Source organism: Streptomyces sp. SYSU D01066-1 (assembly GCF_054956795.1).
Genome location: NZ_JBUDHV010000003.1, coordinates 97,356 through 119,760, shown reverse-complemented (window position 1 = coordinate 119,760; position 22,405 = coordinate 97,356). Strand labels below are relative to the sequence as shown.

The 22,405-nt window shown below is 73.0% G+C and carries 20 protein-coding genes and 1 tRNA gene; 11 read left to right on the top strand and 10 right to left on the bottom strand.

Features of this window, described 5'->3' with window-relative positions:
* Nucleotides 1–229 precede the first annotated feature (229 nt).
* The 6 genes from ACY1JF_RS04250 (at nt 230) to ACY1JF_RS04225 (ending at nt 7,394) form a co-directional block, all read left to right on the top strand.
* The gene (locus ACY1JF_RS04250) at nt 230–994 is read left to right on the top strand and encodes an IclR family transcriptional regulator (protein WP_462703597.1); all 765 of its coding nucleotides are present in this window, start codon (nt 230–232) and stop codon (nt 992–994) included.
* Nucleotides 995–1,349: 355 nt separating this feature from the next.
* The gene (locus tag ACY1JF_RS04245) at nt 1,350–2,144 is read left to right on the top strand and encodes an MIP/aquaporin family protein (protein WP_462703596.1); all 795 of its coding nucleotides are present in this window, start codon (nt 1,350–1,352) and stop codon (nt 2,142–2,144) included.
* Between the two features lie 47 nt (nt 2,145–2,191).
* Nucleotides 2,192–3,730 carry a glycerol kinase GlpK gene (glpK, locus tag ACY1JF_RS04240; RefSeq protein ID WP_462703595.1) on the top strand — a complete coding sequence of 513 codons (1,539 nt, stop codon included), beginning with the start codon at nt 2,192–2,194 and terminating at the stop codon, nt 3,728–3,730.
* Nucleotides 3,731–3,738: 8 nt separating this feature from the next.
* The gene (locus ACY1JF_RS04235) at nt 3,739–5,355 is read left to right on the top strand and encodes a glycerol-3-phosphate dehydrogenase/oxidase (protein WP_462703594.1); all 1,617 of its coding nucleotides are present in this window, start codon (nt 3,739–3,741) and stop codon (nt 5,353–5,355) included.
* A gap of 94 nt (nt 5,356–5,449) precedes the next feature.
* Nucleotides 5,450–6,121, top strand: coding sequence for a FadR/GntR family transcriptional regulator (locus tag ACY1JF_RS04230; protein WP_462703593.1), 672 nt, complete (start codon nt 5,450–5,452; stop codon nt 6,119–6,121).
* A 280-nt stretch (nt 6,122–6,401) separates the two neighbouring features.
* The gene (locus ACY1JF_RS04225) at nt 6,402–7,394 is read left to right on the top strand and encodes a PAC2 family protein (protein WP_462703592.1); all 993 of its coding nucleotides are present in this window, start codon (nt 6,402–6,404) and stop codon (nt 7,392–7,394) included.
* A 460-nt stretch (nt 7,395–7,854) separates the two neighbouring features.
* Here ACY1JF_RS04225 and mshC read toward each other — a convergent pair whose 3' ends face one another.
* From mshC to ACY1JF_RS04205, 4 genes are all read right to left on the bottom strand, one after another.
* Nucleotides 7,855–9,084, bottom strand: a complete 1,230-nt coding sequence (gene mshC / locus ACY1JF_RS04220; protein ID WP_462703591.1) for a cysteine--1-D-myo-inosityl 2-amino-2-deoxy-alpha-D-glucopyranoside ligase — start codon at nt 9,082–9,084, stop codon at nt 7,855–7,857.
* Between the two features lie 95 nt (nt 9,085–9,179).
* Nucleotides 9,180–10,094, bottom strand: a complete 915-nt coding sequence (locus tag ACY1JF_RS04215; RefSeq protein WP_462703590.1) for an SCO1664 family protein — start codon at nt 10,092–10,094, stop codon at nt 9,180–9,182.
* The gene (locus ACY1JF_RS04210) at nt 10,058–10,648 is read right to left on the bottom strand and encodes a DUF3090 domain-containing protein (protein WP_462703589.1); all 591 of its coding nucleotides are present in this window, start codon (nt 10,646–10,648) and stop codon (nt 10,058–10,060) included. Before ACY1JF_RS04210 ends, ACY1JF_RS04215 begins: the two co-directional genes overlap by 37 nt.
* A 66-nt stretch (nt 10,649–10,714) precedes the next feature.
* The gene (locus ACY1JF_RS04205; protein ID WP_462703588.1) at nt 10,715–11,401 is read right to left on the bottom strand and encodes a histidine phosphatase family protein; all 687 of its coding nucleotides are present in this window, start codon (nt 11,399–11,401) and stop codon (nt 10,715–10,717) included.
* Between the two features lie 61 nt (nt 11,402–11,462).
* On the opposite strand from ACY1JF_RS04205, the gene corA reads away from it, so the two are divergent.
* On the top strand, nt 11,463–12,458 hold the full coding sequence (gene corA, locus ACY1JF_RS04200; RefSeq protein WP_462703587.1) for a magnesium/cobalt transporter CorA: 996 nt from the start codon (nt 11,463–11,465) through the stop codon (nt 12,456–12,458).
* 34 nt (nt 12,459–12,492) lie between these two features.
* Here the strand turns inward: corA and ACY1JF_RS04195 are convergent, their stop codons facing one another.
* Both ACY1JF_RS04195 and ACY1JF_RS04190 read right to left on the bottom strand, forming a co-directional pair.
* Complete coding sequence (locus ACY1JF_RS04195; protein ID WP_462703586.1) at nt 12,493–13,284, bottom strand: ferritin-like domain-containing protein; 792 nt, start codon at nt 13,282–13,284, stop codon at nt 12,493–12,495.
* Between the two features lie 233 nt (nt 13,285–13,517).
* Complete coding sequence (locus tag ACY1JF_RS04190) at nt 13,518–14,573, bottom strand: LLM class F420-dependent oxidoreductase (protein ID WP_462703585.1); 1,056 nt, start codon at nt 14,571–14,573, stop codon at nt 13,518–13,520.
* Between the two features lie 112 nt (nt 14,574–14,685).
* On the opposite strand from ACY1JF_RS04190, the gene ACY1JF_RS04185 reads away from it, so the two are divergent.
* Together ACY1JF_RS04185 and ACY1JF_RS04180 are read left to right on the top strand one after the other, a co-directional pair.
* Nucleotides 14,686–15,672: an aldo/keto reductase gene (locus tag ACY1JF_RS04185; protein ID WP_462703584.1), complete on the top strand. Its 987-nt coding sequence runs from the start codon at nt 14,686–14,688 to the stop codon at nt 15,670–15,672.
* Entirely contained in the window at nt 15,669–18,170 is a 2,502-nt protein-coding gene (locus ACY1JF_RS04180; RefSeq protein ID WP_462703583.1) for a helix-hairpin-helix domain-containing protein, read from the top strand. Before ACY1JF_RS04185 ends, ACY1JF_RS04180 begins: the two co-directional genes overlap by 4 nt.
* A 69-nt stretch (nt 18,171–18,239) precedes the next feature.
* On the opposite strand, the gene ACY1JF_RS04175 is transcribed toward ACY1JF_RS04180, so the two are convergent.
* On the bottom strand, nt 18,240–19,004 hold the full coding sequence (locus tag ACY1JF_RS04175; RefSeq protein ID WP_462703582.1) for a hypothetical protein: 765 nt from the start codon (nt 19,002–19,004) through the stop codon (nt 18,240–18,242).
* Between the two features lie 47 nt (nt 19,005–19,051).
* On the opposite strand from ACY1JF_RS04175, the gene ACY1JF_RS04170 reads away from it, so the two are divergent.
* Nucleotides 19,052–19,240 carry a DUF5703 family protein gene (locus ACY1JF_RS04170; protein WP_030244084.1) on the top strand — a complete coding sequence of 63 codons (189 nt, stop codon included), beginning with the start codon at nt 19,052–19,054 and terminating at the stop codon, nt 19,238–19,240.
* 81 nt (nt 19,241–19,321) lie between these two features.
* Here ACY1JF_RS04170 and ACY1JF_RS04165 read toward each other — a convergent pair whose 3' ends face one another.
* The 3 genes from ACY1JF_RS04165 to ACY1JF_RS04155 form a co-directional block, all read right to left on the bottom strand.
* Nucleotides 19,322–20,155 (bottom strand): chaplin, encoded by an 834-nt coding sequence (locus tag ACY1JF_RS04165; RefSeq protein ID WP_462703581.1) that lies wholly within the window; start codon nt 20,153–20,155, stop codon nt 19,322–19,324.
* Between the two features lie 205 nt (nt 20,156–20,360).
* Nucleotides 20,361–20,594, bottom strand: a complete 234-nt coding sequence (chpH, locus tag ACY1JF_RS04160) for a chaplin ChpH (RefSeq protein ID WP_462703580.1) — start codon at nt 20,592–20,594, stop codon at nt 20,361–20,363.
* Between the two features lie 157 nt (nt 20,595–20,751).
* Nucleotides 20,752–22,077, bottom strand: coding sequence for a M20/M25/M40 family metallo-hydrolase (locus ACY1JF_RS04155; protein WP_462703579.1), 1,326 nt, complete (start codon nt 22,075–22,077; stop codon nt 20,752–20,754).
* A 184-nt stretch (nt 22,078–22,261) separates the two neighbouring features.
* On the opposite strand from ACY1JF_RS04155, the gene ACY1JF_RS04150 reads away from it, so the two are divergent.
* Nucleotides 22,262–22,349: transfer RNA gene (locus ACY1JF_RS04150), tRNA-Leu, on the top strand.
* Nucleotides 22,350–22,405 lie beyond the last annotated feature (56 nt).

The following is a 22,405-nucleotide window of genomic DNA, read 5'->3' as shown; positions in this document are numbered from 1 at the left end:
CCGGGGCGCCGCGGTGTGCGGGGGGCGGTGGCCGAAGGGCGCCGTGCGCGGCCGCGGTGGCGCGGACGCCCCTGGGGCGCCGCGGTGGGTGCCCACGTGGCCGAGGAGTGCCACAGTTGCGCACCGACCATTGGCGAGAGGTCAGCATGGACCGGTAGTGTTCGGCATTGCCGAACAGTGGAAGCGACGTCGCACGTCGACGGCAGGACGGGACGGAGGCGGGACGGCGATGGCACGGAACATCCAGTCGCTCGAACGGGCGGCCGCGATGCTGCGGCTGCTCGCGGGCGGCGAGCGGCGGCTCGGCCTGTCGGACATCGCCTCGTCACTGGGTCTGGCCAAGGGCACCGCCCACGGCATACTGCGCACTCTCCAGCAGGAGGGCTTCGTCGAGCAGGACCCCGCCTCCGGGCGCTACCAGCTGGGGGCGGAGCTGCTGCGCCTGGGCACCACCTACCTGGACGTGCACGAGCTGCGGGCGCGCGCCCTGGTGTGGGCGGACGACCTGGCCCGCTCCAGCGGCGAGAGCGTCCACCTGGGCGTGCTGCACCAGCGGGGCGTGCTGATCGTGCACCACGTCTTCCGGCCCGACGACAGCCGGCAGGTGCTGGAGATCGGCGCCATGCAGCCGCTGCACTCCACCGCGCTGGGCAAGGTGCTCTCCGCCTACGACCCGGTCGCGCACAGCGAGGCGCTGGACACCGAGCGCAAGGCGTTCACCGACCGGACGATCTGCGAGCCGGACGCCTTCGAGCACGTGCTGGACCTCACGCGCGCGCGTGGCTACGCGGCGGACATCGAGGAGACCTGGGAGGGCGTCGCCTCGATCGCCGCCCCCATCCACGACCGCCGGCGCATGCCGGTCGGCTCGGTCGGCATCACGGGCGCCGTGGAGCGGATCTGCCACGAGGGCGAGCTGCGCCCGGAGCTGATCGCGGCGGTGCGGGACTGCGCCCGCGCGGTCTCCCGGGACCTGGGCGCCGGGCGTTTCTGACGCTTGTCCGGACCGGCGGCGACCGGGGCGCCGAGGTGGCGCCCCGGCTGTTCGCCCACCCCTGAGACCGGGCAAATTTTGTCAAACTGCCCATATGGCGACACCTCCACCCGAAAGATCACCGAGAAGAACCGATCAATAACGATCGTGTTTTCGACAACAGGACTCTTGACGGGCGTGCGATGTCGGGATGAGACTCCGTCCATCGGTCGGCATTGTCGAACACCTACCGGCAATAAGCGTTAGAGTGGACGACGCCAAGGGCCGGCAACGCTCTCATTCCCATGAGGGCGCCAGAACACCCGGACGGACCCGGGGGTTCGGCTTCCCTGGACGAAGGACAAAGGAGTCGCGGGTGTCCAGCTCCGACATCTTCATCGGCGAGACCATCGGTACCGCCATACTCATCCTGCTCGGCGGCGGGGTCTGCGCCGCCGTCACGCTCAAGGCCTCCAAGGCGCTGAACGCCGGCTGGGTGGCCATCGCCCTCGGCTGGGGCTTCGCGGTCATGATGGGCGCCTACATCTCCGCCCCGCTCTCCGCCGCCCACCTGAACCCGGCGCTCACGCTGGCCCTGGCGATCAAGGACGGCAACTGGGGCGACGTCCCCGTCTACTGGGCCGGCCAGCTCCTCGGCGCCATGATCGGGGCGACCCTGGTGTGGCTCGCCTACTACGGCCAGTTCCACGCCCACCTCACCGACAAGGAGGTCGTCGGCGGCCCCGGCGCCCAGACCACCTCGGCCAAGTCGGTGGAGGCCCGGGAGAAGGGCGCGGGCCCGGTGCTCGGCATCTTCTCCACCGGCCCCGAGATCCGCAACACGTGGCAGAACATGACCACGGAGATCATCGGCACGTTCGTCCTGGTCCTCGCCATCATGACCCAGGGTCTGAACCAGAACGGCGACGGCCTCGGCGCGCTCGGCATCCTGATCACCTCGTTCGTGGTGGTCGGCATCGGCCTCTCCCTCGGCGGCCCGACCGGTTACGCGATCAACCCGGCCCGCGACCTCGGCCCGCGCATCGTGCACGCCCTCCTGCCGCTGCCCAACAAGGGCGGCTCCGACTGGGGCTACGCCTGGATCCCGGTGGCCGGTCCGCTGATCGGCGCCGCGATCGCCGCGGGCGTGTACAACGTCGCCTTCGCGTGAACCGCGCCGAACCCCACCGCCACCACCACGGACCCCAGGAGCACACAGTGACCGACACCCACACCGCCGGCCCCTTCATCGCCGCGATCGACCAGGGCACCACCTCCTCGCGCTGCATCGTCTTCGACCGCGACGGACGCATCGTCTCCGTCGACCAGAAGGAGCACGAGCAGATCTTCCCCAAGCCGGGCTGGGTCGAGCACGACGCCACCGAGATCTGGACCAACGTCCAGCAGGTCGTCGCCTCGGCCGTCGAGAAGGCCGGCATCACCCGCGACGACATCAAGGCCATCGGCATCACCAACCAGCGCGAGACCACGCTGATCTGGGACAAGAACACCGGCGAGCCCGTCCACAACGCCATCGTCTGGCAGGACACCCGCACCGACGCCCTCTGCCGGGAGCTGGGCCGCAACGTCGGCCAGGACCGCTTCCGCCGCGAGACCGGCCTCCCGCTGGCCTCCTACTTCGCCGGCCCCAAGGCCCGCTGGCTGCTGGACAACGTCGACGGCCTGCGTGAGCGCGCCGAGGCGGGCGACCTGCTCTTCGGCACCATGGACAGCTGGGTCGTCTGGAACCTGACCGGCGGCGTGGACGGCGGCCGGCACGTCACCGACGTCACCAACGCCTCCCGCACCCTGCTGATGAGCCTGCGCACCCTGGAGTGGGACGAGAGGATCTGCGAGTCGATCGGCGTGCCGACGCGGATGCTCCCCGAGATCCGCTCCTCCGCCGAGGTGTACGGCGAGATCAAGGGCGGCGCGCTGGGTGAGCTGCTCGGCGGCGTCCCGGTCGCCTCCGCGCTCGGCGACCAGCAGGCCGCCCTGTTCGGCCAGACCTGCTTCGCCGAGGGCGAGACCAAGTCGACGTACGGCACCGGCACCTTCATGCTGATGAACACCGGTGACAAGGTCATCAACTCCTACAGCGGCCTGGTGACCACCGTCGGCTACCAGATCGGCGACCAGAAGCCGGTCTACGCCCTGGAGGGCTCGATCGCCGTCACCGGTTCGCTGGTGCAGTGGATGCGCGACCAGATGGGCCTGATCTCCACCGCCGCCGAGATCGAGACCCTGGCGATGCAGGTCGAGGACAACGGCGGCGCCTACTTCGTCCCGGCCTTCTCCGGCCTGTTCGCCCCGTACTGGCGCTCCGACGCCCGCGGGGTGATCGCCGGCCTGACCCGGTACGTCACCAAGGCGCACCTCGCGCGCGCCGTGCTGGAGGCCACCGCCTGGCAGACGCGGGAGATCGCGGACGCCATGACGAAGGACTCCGGTGTGGAGCTGACCACCCTCAAGGTCGACGGTGGCATGACCTCCAACAACCTGCTGATGCAGACCCTCGCCGACTTCCTGGACGCGCCCGTGGTGCGCCCGATGGTCGCCGAGACCACCTGCCTCGGCGCCGCCTACGCCGCCGGCCTGGCCGTCGGCTTCTGGAACAGCACCGACGACCTGCGCGCCAACTGGCGGCGGGCCGCCGAGTGGACCCCCCGCATGGACGCGGACACCCGCGACCGCGAGTACAAGAGCTGGCTCAAGGCCGTCGAGCGGACCATGGGCTGGCTTGAGGACGAGGAGTAAGAACCACCATGACCACTCAGTCCACCCTGCAGTCCGTACCTGCCCTGGGCACGCACCCGGCGTCCGGCTCGAACCCGAGCCGCGCCGAGACCCGGGAGCAGCTCTCCCAGGCGTCGTACGACCTCCTCGTGATCGGCGGCGGCATCCTCGGCATCTCCACCGCCTGGCACGCCGCGCAGTCCGGCCTCAGGGTGGCTCTGGTCGACGCCGGTGACTTCGCCGGTGCCACCTCCTCCGCCTCCTCCAAGCTGCTCCACGGCGGCCTGCGCTACCTGCAGACCGGCGCGGTGAAGCTGGTGGCGGAGAACCACTTCGAGCGCCGTGCGGTCTCCCGCCAGGTCGCCCCGCACCTGGCCAACCCGCTCACCTTCTACCTCCCGGTGTACAAGGGCGGGCCGCACGGCGCGGCGAAGCTGGGTGCCGGTGTCTTCGCGTACTCGGCGCTCTCCGCGTTCGGCGACGGCGTCGGCCACCTGCTCTCCCCCGCCAGGGCCCAGCAGGACGTGCCCGAGCTGCGCACCGAGAACCTCAAGGCCGTGGCCGTCTACGGCGACGACCAGATGAACGACGCGCGCATGGCGCTGATGACCGTCCGCGCGGCCGTCGAGGCGGGCGCCGTGGTCCTCAACCACGCCGCGGTCACCGGACTGCGCTTCACCAGGGGCCGGGTCACCGGTGCCGAGCTGAAGGACCGGCTGACCGGCGAGGAGTTCGGCGTCGACGCCCGCCTGGTGCTCAACGCCACCGGCCCCTGGGTCGACCACCTGCGCAAGATGGAGGACCCGGGCGCGGCCCCCTCCATCCGGCTGTCCAAGGGCGCGCACCTGGTCCTGAAGCGCACCTCGCACTGGAAGGCCGCGCTGGCCACCCCGATCGACAAGTACCGCATCACCTTCGCCCTCCCCTGGGAGGACATGCTGCTGCTGGGCACCACCGACGAGGAGTACGAGGGCGACCCGGCCGACGTCGCCGTCAACGACAAGGACATAGCCCAGATCCTGGACGAGGCCGCGTTCTCCGTCCGGGACCAGCAGCTCGACCGTGACCTCATCACGTACGCCTTCGCGGGGCTGCGCGTCCTGCCGGGCGGGCCCGGGAGCACGGCGAAGGCCAAGCGCGAGACGGTCGTCACCGAGGGCCGGGGCGGCATGCTGTCCGTCGCGGGCGGCAAGTGGACCACCTTCCGGCACATCGGCCGCACCGTGATGCAGAAGCTCCAGGCGCTGCCGGGCCGCCCCCTCGGCGACGGCTTCGAGCCGGTCTCCTCGCTGCCGAAGAAGCTGCCGCTGCCCGGTGTCGCCAACCCCCGCGCCATCGCCCACCGGCTGCTGGTGGACGGTCCGGCGCCCGGCCCGCGGATGGCCGCCGACACCGCCAAGCACCTGGCGACGCACTACGGTTCGCTGGCCCTGGACATCGCCCGGCTCGCCAACGAGAGCCCGGAGCTGGCCGAGCGGATCCACCCCGACGCGCCGGAGATCTGGGCGCAGGTCGTCTGGGCCCGCGACCACGAGTGGGCCCAGACCCCGGACGACGTGCTGCGCCGCCGGACCACGCTGACCATCCGCGGCCTGGCCACGGACGAGGTGCGCGGCAAGGTGCAGGACCTGCTCGACAAGAAGTAGGCACGCGGCGGGAGGTGGTCCGCCCCGCCTCCATAATGGCCTGATACATCGGATGTCTGGGCGGCATCCGGCCGAAGGCAGCAGGAGGCCGAGCGTGGCAGTCACCGACGAGGCGATCGAGAAGATCAAGGGCATGATCGTCTCCGGCGCGCTGCGCCCCGGCGACCGGCTGCCCAAGGAGAGCCGGCTCGCCGACGAACTCGGCCTGTCCCGCAACTCGCTGCGCGAGGCCGTCCGCGCCCTGTCCCTGATCCGCATCCTGGACGTGCGCCAGGGCGACGGCACCTATGTCACCAGCCTGGACCCGCAGCTCCTGCTGGAGGCGCTGAGCTTCGTGGTCGACTTCCACCGCGACGACACGGTGCTGGAGTTCCTGGCCGTACGCCGCATCCTGGAACCGGCCGCGACCGCGATGGCGGCGGCGGCGATCAGCGAGCGGGAACTGGACGAGCTGAACGCCCAGTTGGACGCGCTCGGCGACGAACCGTCGGTGGAGCGCCTGGTCGCCTGTGATCTGGAGTTCCACCGGGGCATCGTGCGGGCGTCGGGCAACACCGTGCTGTGTTCGCTGCTGGACGGTCTGTCCGGGCCGACCACCCGGGCCCGGGTCTGGCGCGGTCTGACCCAGGAGGACGCGGTCGGCCGCACCCTGCGCGAACACCGCGCGATCCTCGCCGCGCTGCGCGACCGGGACGCGGAGGCGGCCCGCTCCTGGGCGACCGTGCACATCGCGTCGGTGGAGCAGTGGCTGCGCTCCACCTTGTGACCCCGCCCCGCCCTGTGACCCCACCGCGTGGCTCCGCCTCATGACTCCCCCTTGGGTTGCGCCCCATGGCTCCCCCCTGGGCTCCGCTCCGTGACTCCACCCCGGGCTCCGTCCCGCGTGGCCCCGCCCCGGACTCCACCCCGTGCTCCGTGCCGGGTGTTCGACCGTGGGGAACGGGGCAGTGATCCGTTCACTCCCCCGCGCAGGGGGCTGCGGACGCCCCCGCCGCACGCCGTAAGGTTGGGTCGTTAAGCGAGGGCACGTCGGAAGGAGGCGCTGGGTGATCGAGCTCGAGGGGGTTCCCGAGCTGATCGACCCGGTCATGGTGGCCGCGTTCGAGGGCTGGAACGACGCCGGTGACGCCGCCTCCACCGCGGTCGCGCATCTGGACCGGGAATGGAAGGGCGAGGTCTTCGCGGCACTGGACGCCGAGGACTACTACGACTTCCAGGTGAACCGGCCCACGGTGTTCATGGAGGCCGGGGTCCGCAAGATCACCTGGCCCACGACGCGGCTGTCCGTGGTCCGGGTCGGTGGCGACAAGCCGCGTGACCTGGTCCTGGTCCGCGGCATCGAACCGTCCATGCGCTGGCGCTCGTTCTGCAACGAGCTGCTGGGCTTCGCCCACGAGCTGGGCGTCGAGCTGGTGGTCATCCTGGGCGCCCTGCTCGGTGACACCCCGCACACCCGTCCGGTCCCGATCAGCGGTACCACGTCCGACGCCGACCTGGCCCGCCGCATGGACCTGGAGGAGACCAAGTACGAGGGGCCCACGGGCATCGTCGGCGTCCTCCAGGAGGCGTGCACCCACGCGGGCGTGCCGGCCGTGTCGCTGTGGGCGGCGGTGCCGCACTACGTGTCGCAGCCGCCCAACCCGAAGGCCACGCTGGCCCTCCTGAACCGTCTGGAGGACCTGATCGACGTACGCATCCCGCTGGGCGAGCTGGCCGAGGACGCGCGGGCCTGGCAGGTCGGCGTGGACCAGCTGGCCGCCGAGGACAGCGAGGTCGCGGAGTACGTCCAGACGCTGGAGGAGGCGCGGGACACCGCGGAGCTGCCGGAGGCGTCGGGCGAGGCGATCGCCCGCGAGTTCGAGCGGTACCTGCGGCGCCGGGACGGCGGCGGACCGGGCGGGCACGCGACGGCGGACGGCGGCGAGGCACCGCCCGGCCCGCCGTTCCTGCGGGACGGCCGGGACAGCCCCAGCGGGCGTCCCCGGCCGCCGAAGCCGCCGAAGGCCGGCGGCGACGACGAGGATTCCTCGGAGGAGTGACGGGGGCGGAGCGGTGCTCCGCGTCGCCACGCCCCCTGGCTCCCCGGCCCGGTCCACCGCTGCCGCGGCGGACTCGGCGCCGGGCCGCGGCGGGCCGGACGTCGAAGCGCGCGTCGGACGGATAGGGACGGCCCTCCCGGGCGGCGACCGTCGTCAAGGTGCGAAACCGCGGACCGGTGGTGCGGGTGACCGCGGCGCCCCGGATCCCGGCCGCGTCCAGCCGGAACACGTCGACGGCGTCCGGCCACCGCCGGCCGCGGCGGCCCCGGTGAGCGGGGTGCGACGCGCGAAGGGGCGTTCGACGGGTGCTTCGTCGAGTGCCACGGTGCGTCCTTCCGCGAAGGGACCGGCCGGCGTGGGGCCGGCCACCGGCCGAGGAGCACGACCCGGCACACGGAGGAGGGCCTCCGCGGCGGGTTGACCGCGGAAGCCCTCCGGTCGCTTCACCGGGGTGCGGGCACTACAGGGCGACGCCCAGCAGCGCGTCCACCGCGCGGGAGACCACACCGGGGGCACCGGTGTCCGTGCCGCCCGACTCCTGCTGGAGCGCGGCCCAGCGGTCGACCGCGGCGAGCGCGGCCGGGGCGTCCAGGTCGTTGGCGAGGGCCTCGCGCAACTCCTCGACCAGCGCCTCGGCGGGCGGGCCGTCGGGCCGGGAGACGGCGGCCCGCCAGCGCTCCAGCCGGGCCTGGGCGTCCCGCAGCACCTGGTCGGTCCACTCCCAGTCGGAGCGGTAGTGGTGGGCGAGCAGCGTGAGACGGATGGCGGCCGGGTCGACACCGGCGCGGCGCAGCTGGGAGACGAAGACCAGGTTGCCCCTGGACTTGGACATCTTCTCGCCGTCCAGGCCGACCATGCCGGCGTGGACGTACGCCTTGGCCATCGGGAACTCGCCGGTGAGCACCTGGGCGTGCGAGGCACCCATCTCGTGGTGCGGGAAGACGAGGTCGGAGCCGCCGCCCTGGACGTCGAAGCCCATGCCGAGGTGGTCCAGGGCGATGGCGACGCACTCGATGTGCCAGCCGGGCCGGCCGCGGCCCAGCGAGCCGCCGTCCCAGCTGGGCTCGCCCTCGCGGGCCGCCATCCACAGCATCGGGTCGAGGGGGTTCTTCTTGCCCGGCCGGTCCGGGTCGCCGCCGCGCTCGGCGGAGAGCAGCCGCATCGCCTCGGCGTCCAGGTTCGACACCTGGCCGAAGCGCGGGTCGGACTCGACGGAGAAGTAGACGTCCCCTTCCAGCTCGTAGGCGGCGCCCGCGTCGCGGAGCCGCTCGACCAGCGGGACGATGCCCGGTATGGCCTCCACGGCTCCTATGTAGTGCTTCGGCGGGAGCATCCGCAGCGCCGTCATGTCCTCCCGGAACAGGGCGGTCTCCCGCTCGGCGAGGGCGGTCCAGTCGACGCCGTCCCGGACGGCCCGCTCCAGGAGGGGGTCGTCCACGTCGGTGACGTTCTGGACGTAGTGGACCTGGCGCTTGGTGTCGAGCCACACGCGCTGTACGAGGTCGAACGCGTTGTACGTCGCCGCGTGCCCCATGTGGGTCGCGTCGTACGGCGTGATGCCGCAGACGTAGATACGGGCGACGGGACCGGGGTCGAGGGTGACCGGACCGCCGGTCGCGGTGTCGTGGATCCTCAGGTCGCGGCCCTGACCAGGCAGGGCGGGGACCTCGGAAGCGGGCCAGGCATGCATGACACGAGCGTAACCGGACCGATGTTCCGTACACGAACCGGACGACGGCGGATGACCGGTCAGGCGTTCTTGCCGATCGTCGCGGAGTGTGCTGCTCAGACCGGCGGCCAGGGGATGGCCGGCCACTCGCCGCCCGGCTCCGGATGGGTACCGGAGGCCAGCAAGGCGTCGACACGCGCGCGCGTGGCCTCCGTCTCGGCCGGGGCGATCAGCTCGCCCAGCCGGGTGGCCAGGCTCCCGCCGTCCTTCAGCGCCTCCCGCAGCGCCCCGAGCACCTCCAGGGCCTCCGCGGTGAGCGGCTCCCCCGCCCAGCCCCACAGCAGCGTGCGCAGCTTGTCCTCGGCGTGGAAGGTGACGCCGTGGTCGATGCCGTAGAGCCGGTCGCCGGCGGGCAGCAGGTGGCCGCCCTTGCGGTCGGCGTTGTTGATGACCGCGTCCAGGACGGCGAGGCGCCGCAGCCGCGCGTCGTCGGCGTGCACCAGGAGGGCGGTCTTCCCGTCCCCGGCCTCGGCGAAGCCGATCGCCTTCCAGCCGGGCTCCGGTTCCTCGCCGTCCACCAGGGCGAGGAGGTCGGCCTCTGGGGTGACGTCGATCCATTGCTGGACCATTCCCCGGCCGTAGGGCCCGTCGCGCAGCACGGTCACCGGCACCAGGCCCCAGCCGGTCGCCTCGGAGACCTCGTACGCGGCGACCTCCCGCTGGGCGAGGGTGCCGTCGGGGAAGTCCCACAGGGGCCGTTCACCGGCCACCGGCTTGTAGACGCAGGCGGCCTCACGGCCCTGGTGGGAGACGGTGCAGTACAGCGCCGCGTTGGAGGCGTCGCGGATACGGCCGCGGACCGTCAGCTCGCCCTCGGTGAGCAGGGTGGCGAGGGACGGTCCGGCGGACGCCGTGGCGGGCGGTCCGGCGGGCCTCTGCGCGGACGATGCGTCGGACGGCCCGCCGGGCGTCACGTCGGACGACCCGCCGGGCGTCAGGCCCCGCGGCGGTATCCGTTCTGGCGCGGACATACGTGTCCTTCCGGGTCGAGCGGGAGGCTGCACAGCGGGCACGGCGGCCGGCCCGCGTTGACGACGTCGAGGGCGCGTTTGGCGAAGGCCCTGGCCTGCGCGCCGGTGAGCCGGACCCGCAGCATCGGGGGGCCGTTCTCCTCGTCCTGGAGGAGCCGCTCCTCGGCCTCGGCGAGGTCCTCCTCGGAGTCGGCGTCCAGCTCCACCAGGGCCTGGGCCTCGACGATCATGCGCTGTTCGTCGCCGTCCCAGGCCAGCGCCATGGTGCCGACCCGGAACTCCTCCTCCACGGGGGCTTCCAGCGGGGCGGTGTCGGCGGGCTCGGTGGGGGCCATGGCGGGGACGGCGGCGCTGCCGCCGCTGCGCCGCACCACCTCGTCGAGCAGCTCGTCCATGCGTTCGGCGAGCGCGGCGACCTGTGTCTTCTCCAGGGCCACGCTGGTCACCCGGGGGCCGGCGGTGGCCTGGAGGAAGAACGTACGGCGCCCGGGCAGTCCGACCGTGCCGGCCACGAAGCGGTCCGGCTGGTCGTAGAGGAACACCTGACGGGACACGTCCTGTCTCCATTGGAAGTCGGGGTGGCTACTGCTGGGACCGCTTCACCCTACTGCGGCCGACGATCACGGTGCGCCCGCGCCGCCCCCGACCGTGGCGTCGTCGCCCTGCGGCTGCTCGGGAGGCGCGAGCGAACCGAGGTCGCCGGTGTCGCCGAGGCGGACCAGGAAGGGCCGCAGCCGGGTGTAGCGGATCGCCGTGACGGAGCACGGGTCGACGTGGATCCGCTGGAAGAGGTCGAGGTGGAGGCCGAGGGCGTCCGCGACGAGCGACTTGATGATGTCGCCGTGGGAGCACATGAGGTAGACGGCCTCGCCGCCGTGGTCGCGCTCCACGCGCGCGTTCCACTCGCGTACCGCCTCGGCGGCGCGGGTCTGCATGGCGCGCATGGACTCGCCGCCGGGGAAGGCCGCCGCGGACGGGTGCGCCTGCACGACCTCCATCAGCGGCTCGTCCTTCAGCTCGGCGAGCTTGCGGCCGGACCAGTCGCCGTAGTGGCACTCCCCGATCCGCTCGTCGGTGTGGACGCGCAGTTCGGGCCGGGCCTCCAGCAGCGGCCGGACCGTCTCCTGGCAGCGTTGGAGCGGACTGGCGACGACCTCGGCGATCGGCAGCGCGGCGAGCCGCGCGGGCAGGGCGGCGGCCTGGGCGGCACCGCGTTCGTCGAGGGCGACGCCGGGCGTCCAGCCGGCGAGCAGCCCCTCGGTGTTGGCGGTGGAACGTCCGTGCCTGACCAGGATCAGCGTGGGCATGCGCCAAGGGTAGGCGTACAGGACCGGGCACCGGCGTCCGGGCGAGGGGAGAATGGGTTCGTTGATCGTCGACTGTGCCATCTACCGGGAAGGGCACCGCACCGAGGGCCCGGAGGACTTCTCCGACGCGCTGGATCAGGCGCGGTCCGCGGGCGGTTTCGTGTGGATCGGGCTGCACGAGCCGACGGAGGAGGAGTTCGAGCACGTCACCCAGGAGTTCGGGCTGCATCCGCTGGCCGTGGAGGACGCCCTGAAGGCGCACCAGCGGCCCAAGCTGGAGGTGTACGACGACTCGCTCTTCGTGGTCGTCAAACCGGTGGTCTACGAGCCGCGCAGCGACACCGTCTCCTCCGGCGAGGTCATGGTCTTCCTCGGCGACGCCTTCGTGGTGGTCGTCCGGCACGGCGAGGGCGCCCCGCTCAAGGCGGTGCGGCAGCGGCTGGAACACGAGCCGGACCTGCTCGGCAAGGGCCCCACCTCGGTGCTGTACGCGATCGCCGACGCCGCCGTGGACCACTACCTGGAGGTGGCCACGGAGCTCCAGACCGACCTGGAGGAGCTGGAGGCGGAGGTGTTCTCCCCGGACGGCGGCGGCTCGCGGAACACGGCCTCGCGGATCTACACCTTCAAACGGCAGGTCCTGGAGTTCCGCCGGGCGACCGGACCGCTGGCGCTGCCGCTGGCGCGGCTGGCCGGCAACGGCGCGTTCGGCGGGGCCGTGCCGTTCGTGAACGACCGGGCCCGCCCGTTCTTCCGGGACGTGCACGACCACATCACGCGCGTGAACGATTCCGTGGAGGGCCTGGACCGGCTGGTCTCGGACATCCTGTCGGCGCACCTGGCGCAGATGAGCGTCCGGCAGAACGACGACATGCGGAAGATCTCCGCGTGGGCGGCCATGGCCGCGGTCCCCACCATGATCGCCGGGGTCTACGGCATGAACTTCGAGCACATGCCCGAACTGCGCTGGGTGTGGGCGTACCCGGCCGTGATCGTGCTCATGGCCGTCCTGGAGGTGCTGCTGTACCGGACGTTCAAACGCAGGGGCTGGCTGTGAACGCAGGGGGTGGCCGTAGTCGTCCGTCTCCCGCTCAGGCGGGCTCGGGGGCCGCGGAGGCTGCCGGGCCGCCGAGGACGTCGCGGCGTTCGGGCATCCTGAGGGTCACCATGCGGCGCCAGCCGACGAGCCGCTCGTAGGCGTACATCGCGCGGATGCCCGCCGCGAGCGCCGCCGACTTGGCGCGGGGCCAGCCGAGGACGCGGCCCATGTGCGCCATCACGGCGAGGCTGACGTCCCGGTAGACGGCGGTCTCGGCGAGCGCGCACTCGCGCAGGGTGCGCCGGATCAGCCGGCCGTGTCCGGCGGCGGCGAGGCGGAGCAGTTCCTCGTGGGAGTAGGCGAGGTGGTTGTCCTCGTCGTTCGAGATCACGCGGACCGCGTTGCCGACGTCCGGGTGGGAGGCGAAGTGCTTGCGGAGCATGAGCATCTGGTCGGCGGCCCGCTGCTCGGTGACCCTGCTGTGCGCCAGGTACGTGATGACGTCCCCGACGGTGAGCGGCCGGTCGGCCTTGAGCTTCTCGTGGGCCAGACCGATGCCGCGCTTCTCCAGGAGGGCGGTGTAGTCGGTCTCCGGGGGGACGCGCACGGGCTCCAGGCCGCGTTTCCTGAGCAGCGCGCGGAAGATGCGGCCGTGCTTGTCCTCGTCCGCACCGTGCCGGGTGATCTTGGGGGCGAGGGCGCGTTCGCTCGCCGGCACCAGCGCCGCGATCCGCGCGTTCTCCCAGCCGCCCTGGGACTCACCGCTGGCCGCGATGGAGCAGAACAGCCGGAACGACTCGTCGTGGTCGAGGATCTCCTGGAACAGACTCCTGGCCGACAGCATCACCGGTCACCTCTCCGCCTCCGCGCGGTTCCGAAGGTCCCGCGGAATTCCGCGCATACCGAGTCAAGTGCGGCACGCGAGGAACGGCAACAGGTGTGTCCGACAAATCAGCCGAACGAAGGACAGGCGAGCCCGTGAGCCGGCGTAACCACGCCCGCGTGGCCGCGTTGTTCCCCGTGACGGCCGTGGCGGGGAAGACCCCCGAGCCCCCACCACGGCCGTGAGACCTCTCCTCAGCCGAGCCCGGCGCGCTCGAGTGCCTCCGTGCCGGCCCGCAGTGAGGCGATCCGCTCCTCCAGGGTGAGGCCCGCCGGGGCCAGGGTCAGGGTGGTGACGCCGGCCGCGGCGTAGGCCCGCATCCGGTCGGCGATCCGGTCGACGGAGCCCAGCAGGGTGGTCTTGTCGATCAGGTCGTGCGGTACGGCGGCCGCGGCGCCGCGCTTGTCGCCTTCCAGGTACTTGTCCTGGATCTCGGCGGCCTCCTTCTCGTACCCCATGCGCCGGGCGAGCCGGTTGTAGAAGTTCTGCTTGCGGCTGCCCATGCCGCCGACGTACAGCGCGGTGTACGGGCGGAAGGTGTCGGCGAGCGCGGTGACGTCCTTGTCGTCGCCGACGGCGAGCGGGACGGTCGGGCAGACGTCGAAGCCGTCGAGGGCCTTGCCCGCCTTCTCGCGTCCGGCGCGCAGGTGCCGGATCGCGGTCTCCTCCAGGTGCTCGGCGGACGGGAAGATCAGCAGGGCGCCGTCGGCGATCTCCCCGGTCTGCTCCAGGTTCTTGGGGCCGATCGCGGCGATGTAGAGCGGGATGTGCTCGCGCTGGGGGTGGACGGTGAGCTTGATGGGCTTGCCGGGGCCGCCGGGGAGGGGGAGCGTCCAGTGCTCGCCGTCGTGGGTCAGGCGCTCGCGGGACATGGCCTTGCGGACGATCTCGACGTACTCGCGGGTCCGGGCGAGCGGCTTGTCGAACCTCACGCCGTACCAGCCCTCGGAGACCTGCGGGCCGGAGACCCCGAGGCCCAGGCGGAAGCGGCCGCCGGAGAGGGAGTCGAGCGTGGCGGCGGTCATCGCGGTCATCGCCGGCTGGCGGGCCGGGATCTGGAAGATGGCCGAGCCGACGTCGATGCGCCCGGTCTGCGCGGCGACCCAGGTGAGCACCGTGGCCGCGTCGGAGCCGTAGGCCTCGGCGGCCCAGCAGACGGCGTAGCCGAGGCGGTCGGCCTCCTGGGCGACGGCCAGATTGTCCGCGTCCATTCCGGCGCCCCAGTAACCGAGGTTGATCCCGAGCTGCATGGCCGATTCCCCTTACCGATCAGTAACGTCCCTGGCGCACCGACCTTAGCGGGCGGATCCGGTTGTCCGCAGGCCCCCACAGGCGAAGCCGTGGCCAGTAATCTCGGCGTTCATGGAGCAGAGGCATCTCGGCCGCACCGGCCTGCGCGTGTCCCGCATCGGCCTGGGCACCCTGACCTGGGGCCGGGACACGGACGAGCACGACGCGGCGGAGTGCCTGAAAACGTTCTGGGAAGCGGGCGGGACACTGGTCGACACCGCCGACGTCTACGGTGACGGCGAGGCCGAATACCTGCTGGGCCGGCTGATGGAGGGCCTGGTGCCGCGCCGGGATCTGGTGATCTCGACCAAGGCGGGCAGCGTTCCCGATCCCGACCGCCGCTTCGACGGCTCGCGCGGGCACCTGCTCTCCGCGCTGGACGCCTCGCTCTCCCGGCTCGGCACCGACCACGTCGACGTGTGGCACGTGCACGCCTACGACCCGCGCACCCCGCTGGAGGAGACGCTGCACGCCCTGGACCTGGCGGTGAGCAGCGGACGCGCCCGCTACGCCGGGGTCGCCAACTTCTGCGGCTGGCAGCTGGCCAAGGCCGCGACCTGGCAGCTGGCGGCGCCGGGCGTGCGCAACCGGCTGGCGAGCACGCAGCTGGAGTACTCGCTGGTCCAGCGCGGCGTCGAGCGGGAGGTGCTGCCGGCCGCCCTCGACCTGGGGATCGGGCTGCTGCCCTCCTCGCCGCTCGGGCGCGGGGTGCTCACCGGGAAGTACCGCGGCGGGGTGACTCCGGGCGACTCGCGCGGGGCCTCGGAGCACATGGCGCCGTTCGTCGCGCCCTACCTCGACGACGCGGCCGGGCGCATCGTGGACGCGGTCAGCACGGCGGCCGACGGGCTCGCGGTGACGCCGCTCCAGGTGGCCCTCGCCTGGGTCCGGGACCGGCCGGGGGTGGCCGCGCCGATCGTGGGCGCGCGCAACGCGCGGCAGCTCGCGGCGGCGTTGTCAGTGGAGGCGCTTAGTCTTCCTGACGAGATCTGCCGGGCGCTCGACGACGTGTCGGAGCCTGTGCACCGCTACCCCGATCACGACTGGAGCACGCTGTGAGCACGGAGCCCGAGCCGGCCGAGAACACCGGGGACGCCGTGGACGCCGGGCCGACGGCGCCGGGCGCCGCCGAGGGGGACGGCACCGCGGCGACGGGGGGCGGTTCCGACGGGGACGGGGGCGCTCCACAGGGGCCGGGCGGAGACGCGCAGAGGCCGGGCGGAGACGCGCCGGGCGCCGCCGAGGGGAACGGCACCGCAGCGACGGGGGGCGGTTCCGACGGGGACGGGGGCGCTCCACAGGGGCCGGGCGGAGACGCGCAGAGGCCGGGCGGAGACGCGCCGGGCGTCGAGGAGGGCGCTCCGGCGGCAGAGATCGACGACGAGGCACCGGCCGGGGCCGACGACGGTGGCGCCGGGGACGGCGGGACCGACGACGGTGGCTCCGGGGACGGCGGCACCGGGGACAGTGGCACCGGGGACAGTGGCACCGACGACGGCGGAGCCGGGGCCGTGGCCGAGGGGTTGTCCGAGGCCGAGGCCGAGCTGGCGGCCCAGCGGATCGAGCGGGAGCGGATCGAGCGGCGGAAGGCGGAGCGGAAGGCACCGGTGGCCGCCGGGGCCAAGCTCAGCGGCACGGCGGCCGACCTGCTCGCCGCCGTCCGGGCCGTGGAGAGCGGCGCGAAGCCGGTGGCGACGGTCTTCGCCGACCCGGAGCCCGCGCCCCGCCGCCCGTCGCCCGAGGCCGAGCCGGTACACCGTCCCCAGCCGGTGCCCGACCCGGTGCCCGACGCGGCCCCGCCGCCCCCGCCGGAGACGGTCCAGGCCGTGCGCCAGGTGCTGGCCCGGGGCGGCGCCCCCGAGACGCTCGCCGCGCCAGCCGCCACGCTCCTCGGCGAGGGGGCGGACGCCGCCCTGCGCGCGGACCCGTGGCAGTTGCTGCGGATCGCCGGGGTGCGGCCGGAGCAGGCCGACGGCTTCGCCCGGGCGCTGCTCGGGGCCGAGTGCCGCCCGGACGACGAGCGGCGCGGCCGGGCGGTCACCGTCTGGCTCCTGGAGCAGGCGGCGCTCGCCGGGCACACGGCGCTGGAGCTGCCCAGGCTCACCGCGGCCCTTGCCCAGCGGGGCGTGCCGGACCCGGACGCCGCCGTACAGAGCACGCTCGCCGAGGGCGAGGCCCTGGCCTTCCAGGACGCCCTGGAGGAAACCGGGGCCCCGGCCGCGCCACGGGCCGGGGCCGAGGAGGACGGGGACGAGACCGAGGAGCCTCCCGTCCGGATGCTGATCGGCCTGGAGCGGTACGCGCTCGCCGAGGAGAGCCTCGCCGACGGTCTGGCCAGGCTGGCCGGCTCGGTCCCGAAGGAGAGCGGTTCCCCGGCGGACTGGGAGCGGGCCGCCGCCTCGGCGCGGGGCTCGGCGGCCGAGCTGATCCGCGCGGCCGGGAGCCACGGTCTGGTCCTGCACACCGGTGGCGAGGCCTCCCTGGCCGAACCGGCGGCGCTGCTGCGCGCGGCGCACGGGCTGGGCCTGCGCGCGTGGGCGGCCACGCCCAGCCCGTCCGGCCGCGACCGCTTCCTCGCCCTGCTCGCGGCGGACGGCGCCCCACCGGTCACGACCGTCGCCGGTCTGCTGGCCGGGACGGAGGGCCCCGGCCGGGACGCGGAGGGCGCCCTCGACCTCGATCTGCTGGTCGTGTTCGACGCCCCGCAGGTGGACGTGGAGTCGGCCGCCCTGCTGACCGAGTCCCTGCCGGACGGGGCGCGGCTGGTGCTGGCCGGTGACCCCGCGGTGCTGTGGTCCGTGGGCCCGGGGCGGGTCTTCGCCGATCTGCTGGCGGCCCGGATCTGCCCGCAGATCGCTTCCCGGCGGCCGGACCCCGGCCCCCTGGGCGAACTGGTCTCCGGCATCGGCGTCGGCGAGTTGCAGCAGGTGCCGGCGCCGGGCAAGGAGATCGTGATCGTGCCGGTGCGGGACCCGGGCGAGGCCGTGCACCGCACCGTGCAACTGGTCTCGGACTCGGTGCCGCGGGCGATCGGCGTGCCCGCCGAGGAGACCCAGGTGATCACGCCGGGGCACGGCGGACCGGCCGGCACGCGCGCGCTCAACGCGGCGCTGAAGGAGCGGCTCAACCCGGGTCCGGGCCGCTTCGGCGGCTTCGACCCGGGCGACCGGGTCGCCTACACGCCCGTGCCCGGCCGTACGCTGCCGGGCCGCGTGGTCGGCGCCGGCGCCGACGGACTGCGCCTGTCCTGCGCGGGCGAGACCGTGGTCGTACCGAGGCAGTGGGTGGAGAGCCGGGTACGGCACGGGTGGGCGCTGACCGCGCACCAGGCGGCGGGCGGGCGGTGGCCCGCGGTGGTGGTGGTCCTGCCCGGTGACGCGGCGCAGGCGCTCAGCCGTCCCTGGGTGTACACGGCGTTCGGCCGGGCCGGGCGCCATCTGTCCGTCGTCCACGGCGTGGACCAGGCGCTTCCCCGGGCCGTGGCCGAGGTCCCGGCGGGGCCCCGGACGACCCGGCTGCCGGTGCTGCTCGCTCCGCGGGAGCCGGCGGCGGACTGACCGCACGGCCCTGACGGCGACGGCGGTGGCCCGGGAGGACAGCCCCGGGGCCACCGCCGTACGGCCCGTTCAGCGACGATCCGCGTCCAGTGGCTCCGGATCCTCGTCGTCCTCGTCCAGCCCCTCGTCGTCGGTGTCGGTCTCGATGTCGATGTCCTCGTCCACGATCCCGTCGACGTCCTCGTCCAGTTCCTCCGGGTCGAGGTCGTCGTCGATATCGTCGTCGGGCTCGTCGTCGAAGACCGAGCTGACGTCGAACCGGCACACCACCCGCTGCGGATCGACGTGTTCGAACGGCGCCTCCAGCCACTCACCGGCCTCGGCGGGTTCGTCCGCGGCCGTGACCCAGAGCGTGGAGTCGCCCTCCTCCAGACCGAACTCCTTGTGCCGGGAGGCGATCTCGTCGGGTTCGAACTCGCCGAAGAGCAGCCCCAGCGCCCCGTGCACCGTGCCGGAGGCGCCCGTGCCGGAGCCGCGCTCGCCGTCCGCGTCCTCGACCCGCCGGGCCTGTGCCAGCAGCCGATGCGGCTCCGCCACGGCGTAGTCACGGCGGATCAGTACGCTCACCGCGTTCGGTTCCTCGGGACCCGTGTACGGCGGCAGCGCGTCCTCCGCCGCGGGGATCTCGAAGGGAGTGACCTCGTCGTACCGGTCGTAGAGCAGCTCGTCATACGCCTCGGCGGCCGCTGCCACCTCGTTGAACGCCTCGTAGACGGCCGGGTCGTCGTCACCCGACCGTCGTTCGACCGCGGCCAGGTGACGGTCGAGCGCGGCCTTGACCGCCTCGGCGGCGGCGCGTACCTCGGCAGCGGTGGGCTGCACAGCATCAGACATACAGCAGACGCTATCCGTACCGGGCCCCAGCCCGCACAATAGATGCGATGCCGGAATACGAATTTGTCGACGTGTACGTACCGCGCGGGGTCTCCCGCAAGGAGACGGCACGTCTGCTGACGGACCACGCAGAGTACGGACACTGGGAGTTGTACCGCCTGAGCCTGCTGCGCGACGGCAGCCGCAGGGTGCGGCTGCGCCGCCGGATCATCCGACAGGTGCGCGCCACTTGGTGAGACGCGGCGGGCCGGTGGCGGTGGAGACGGAGCGGGCCCCGCCGGTGCGGCGGGCCCGCTCCGTCTCCACCGTGGGGAGCGTCACACCGAGGCGCGCGCCTTGCGGTACAGGACCGCGCCCGTGAGCAGCACACCCGCGCCCATCGGCAGGGCGAGGCCCAGCGGCAGGTCACTGCCGGTGGCCGCGAGCTGCGCCTCGGAGGCGGGCTGGGTGACGGACGGGCTGTCCGCGGTGCCGCCGCTCCGGCCGGTCGGGGTGCTCGGCCCACCCTGGTCGCCGGGGTCACCGGGGTCGCCCGGCTCCTTCGGGCCACCGGGGCTGTCCGGCTTTTCCGGGTCGCCGGGGTCACCCGGCTTCCCGGGGCCGCCGGGGTGGCCCGGATCACCCGGCTTCCCGGGGCCGCCGGGGTCACCGGGAGGCGTCTCCGTCCCGCCGCCCGGCGGGACGGTGGGGTGACCGCCGCCGTCCTGGCCGCAGCCGTTGCCGGTGGCCGGGTTGGCGACGCCGATGACGCTCACGTTGTTGCCGCAGACGTTCACCGGTGCGTGGACCGGCGCCTGGACATGGTTGCCGGAGCCGACGCCTGGTGAGTCGGTGGCGTGTCCGCCGGCGTGCGCGCCGCCACCGTGCGCCCCGTGGCCGCCGGACGCCCCGCCGGAGTGCCCGCCCTCTCCGTTGGCGCACGCGTTGCCCACCGCCGCGTTGAGGCCGCCGATGACGGTGACCGTGTTGCCGCAGATGTTCACCGGCGCGTGCACCGGAGCCTGCACCGAGTTGCCGCTGAGTACGCCCGGCGATCCGGAGGCGGCGCCCTGGGCGCCGGAGCCCGTCGCGTGGGCGGCGCCGCCGGCGGCGGCGAGCACGCCGGTGGCCGCCGCCATCGTCATCAGGCCCTTGCGGGTGACCTGTCGCATGTGCTGAATTCCCTGCCTTCGACCTTGTGCCGACGTTCCACGTTGTCCCACGTTCCGCGGTCCGCAGTTCGCGTCCCGCGTTCGTGTTCCGCGGTCCGTGTTTCGCGGTTCGCTTTTCACGTTCCGAAAGGCCGGTCGGCCCCGGAGCACACGGCGTGCGCTTCGGGGCCGACGGGCTCAAGCCCTCACCGGGCGAGGCACAACGTCACTTGTTGACGCAGGTGTTGCCGAAGGCGGGGTTCAGCAGGCCGATCACGTTGATCGTGTTGCCGCAGACGTTCACGGGGACGTGAATCGGCGCCTGGATGACGTTGCCGGAGAGCACACCCGGGGAGTGCGCGGCGGCACCCTGGGCGCCGGAGTCGGCGACGGCCAGACCCGCACCCGCCAGAACCAGTCCGCCGGTGGCAGCGGCAGCGGCGACGACCTTCTTGATCATTATTCCTCCTAGTTGGCAAGCGCGATCCAAATTGCGGATCACATGACCAGTAACGAGGAGGGAGTAATCGGGCTACGAGCTTATGGTCGCATTCACTCGTCCCGGTCGGCCCCCGCACACCCGGCCGATTAACGGAGTGTCGTTTCAGCGGCCCAATTCAGGACGCATCGATGAAGCGGTCCAGCACCCGCACCCCGAACTTCAGGCCGTCCACCGGCACCCGCTCGTCGACGCCGTGGAACATCCCGGCGAAGTCCAGCTCCGGCGGCAGCTTCAGCGGGGCGAAGCCGAAGCCGCGGATGCCGAGGTCGTCGAAGGACTTGGCGTCCGTGCCGCCGGAGAGCATGTACGGGATCGCCTTCGCGGCCGGGTCCTCCGCCACCAGCGCGGACTGCATCGCGGCCACCAGCGCCCCGTCGAAGGTGGTCTCCACGGCCTTGTCGGAGTGGACGTCCTCGCGCCGCACCCTCGGGCCGAGGATGCGGTCGAGGTCGGCGAGGAACTCCTCCTCGTGCCCGGGCAGGAACCGCCCGTCGACGTGCGCGGTGGCCTCGCCGGGGATGACGTTGACCTTGTAACCGGCCCCCAGCTGCGTGGGATTGGCGGTGTTGCGCAGGGTGGCGCCGATGAGCTTGGCGATGCCGCCGAGCTTGGCGAGGGTGCCCTCCATGTCCTCCGCGTCGAGTTCGACGCCCATCGCGTCGCCGAGTTCGTCGAGGAAGGCCCGGGTCGTCTTGGTGACCCGGATCGGGAACTGGTGCCGCCCCAGGCGCGCGACGGCCTCGGACAGCTCGGTGATGGCGTTGTCCCGGTGGATCATCGAGCCGTGCCCGGCGGTGCCGGCCACCGTCAGCTTCATCCAGTGCATGCCCTTCTCGGCCGTCTGGATCAGGTAGAGCCGGCGCTGCTCGCTCACCGTGAAGGAGAAGCCGCCGACCTCGCTGATGGCCTCGGTGACGCCCTCGAAGAGGTCCGGGTGGTGGTCGACGAGGTACCGGGCGCCGTACGTGCCGCCCGCCTCCTCGTCGGCGAGGAAGGCCAGGACGATGTCGCGGGGCGGCTTTCGCCCGCCGCGCAGCCGGTCGCGGACGACCGCGAGGGTCATCGCGTCCATGTCCTTCATGTCGACGGCGCCGCGGCCCCACACGCACCCGTCCGCGATCTCGCCGGAGAAGGGTCCGTGGGTCCAGTCGCCGGCGTTGGCCGGGACGACGTCGGTGTGGCCGTGGATGAGCAGCGCGGGCCGGGACGGGTCCTCGCCCTCGATCCGGGCCACGGTGGAGGCGCGCCCCGGGTGGGACTCGAAGATCCTCGGTTCGAGTCCCACCTCGGCGAGCTTCTCCGCGACGTACTCGGCCGCCTTGCGCTCGCCCGGTCCCGAGTGGTCGCCGTAGTTGCTGGTGTCGATCCGGATCAGGTCGCGGCAGAGGTCGACGACCTCGTCCTCGCCGGTGACGCTTCCGGTCGTGCCCGAGTCGCTCACGTGCTTCCTCCCGCTGTCACTGCTGGTGGGTCCCCCTCATCCTCCTCCCCCGGCGGACGGCGCCCAAGACGGGTCCCGGCCCGTCACACGCCGTTCACGCGGGAGCGGGGTGATCGGGCACCCCTGGAAGCCTGGTAATGTTTACGTCGTCGCCGCGGGAGAAACCCCGCACGACAGACACCTTGTCCGGGTGGCGGAATGGCAGACGCGCTAGCTTGAGGTGCTAGTGCCCTTTATCGGGCGTGGGGGTTCAAGTCCCCCCTCGGACACCAGATGAGACCCCTGCTCGCCAGGGGTCTTCTGCTTTCCCCCCTCGTCGGCGGGCGGC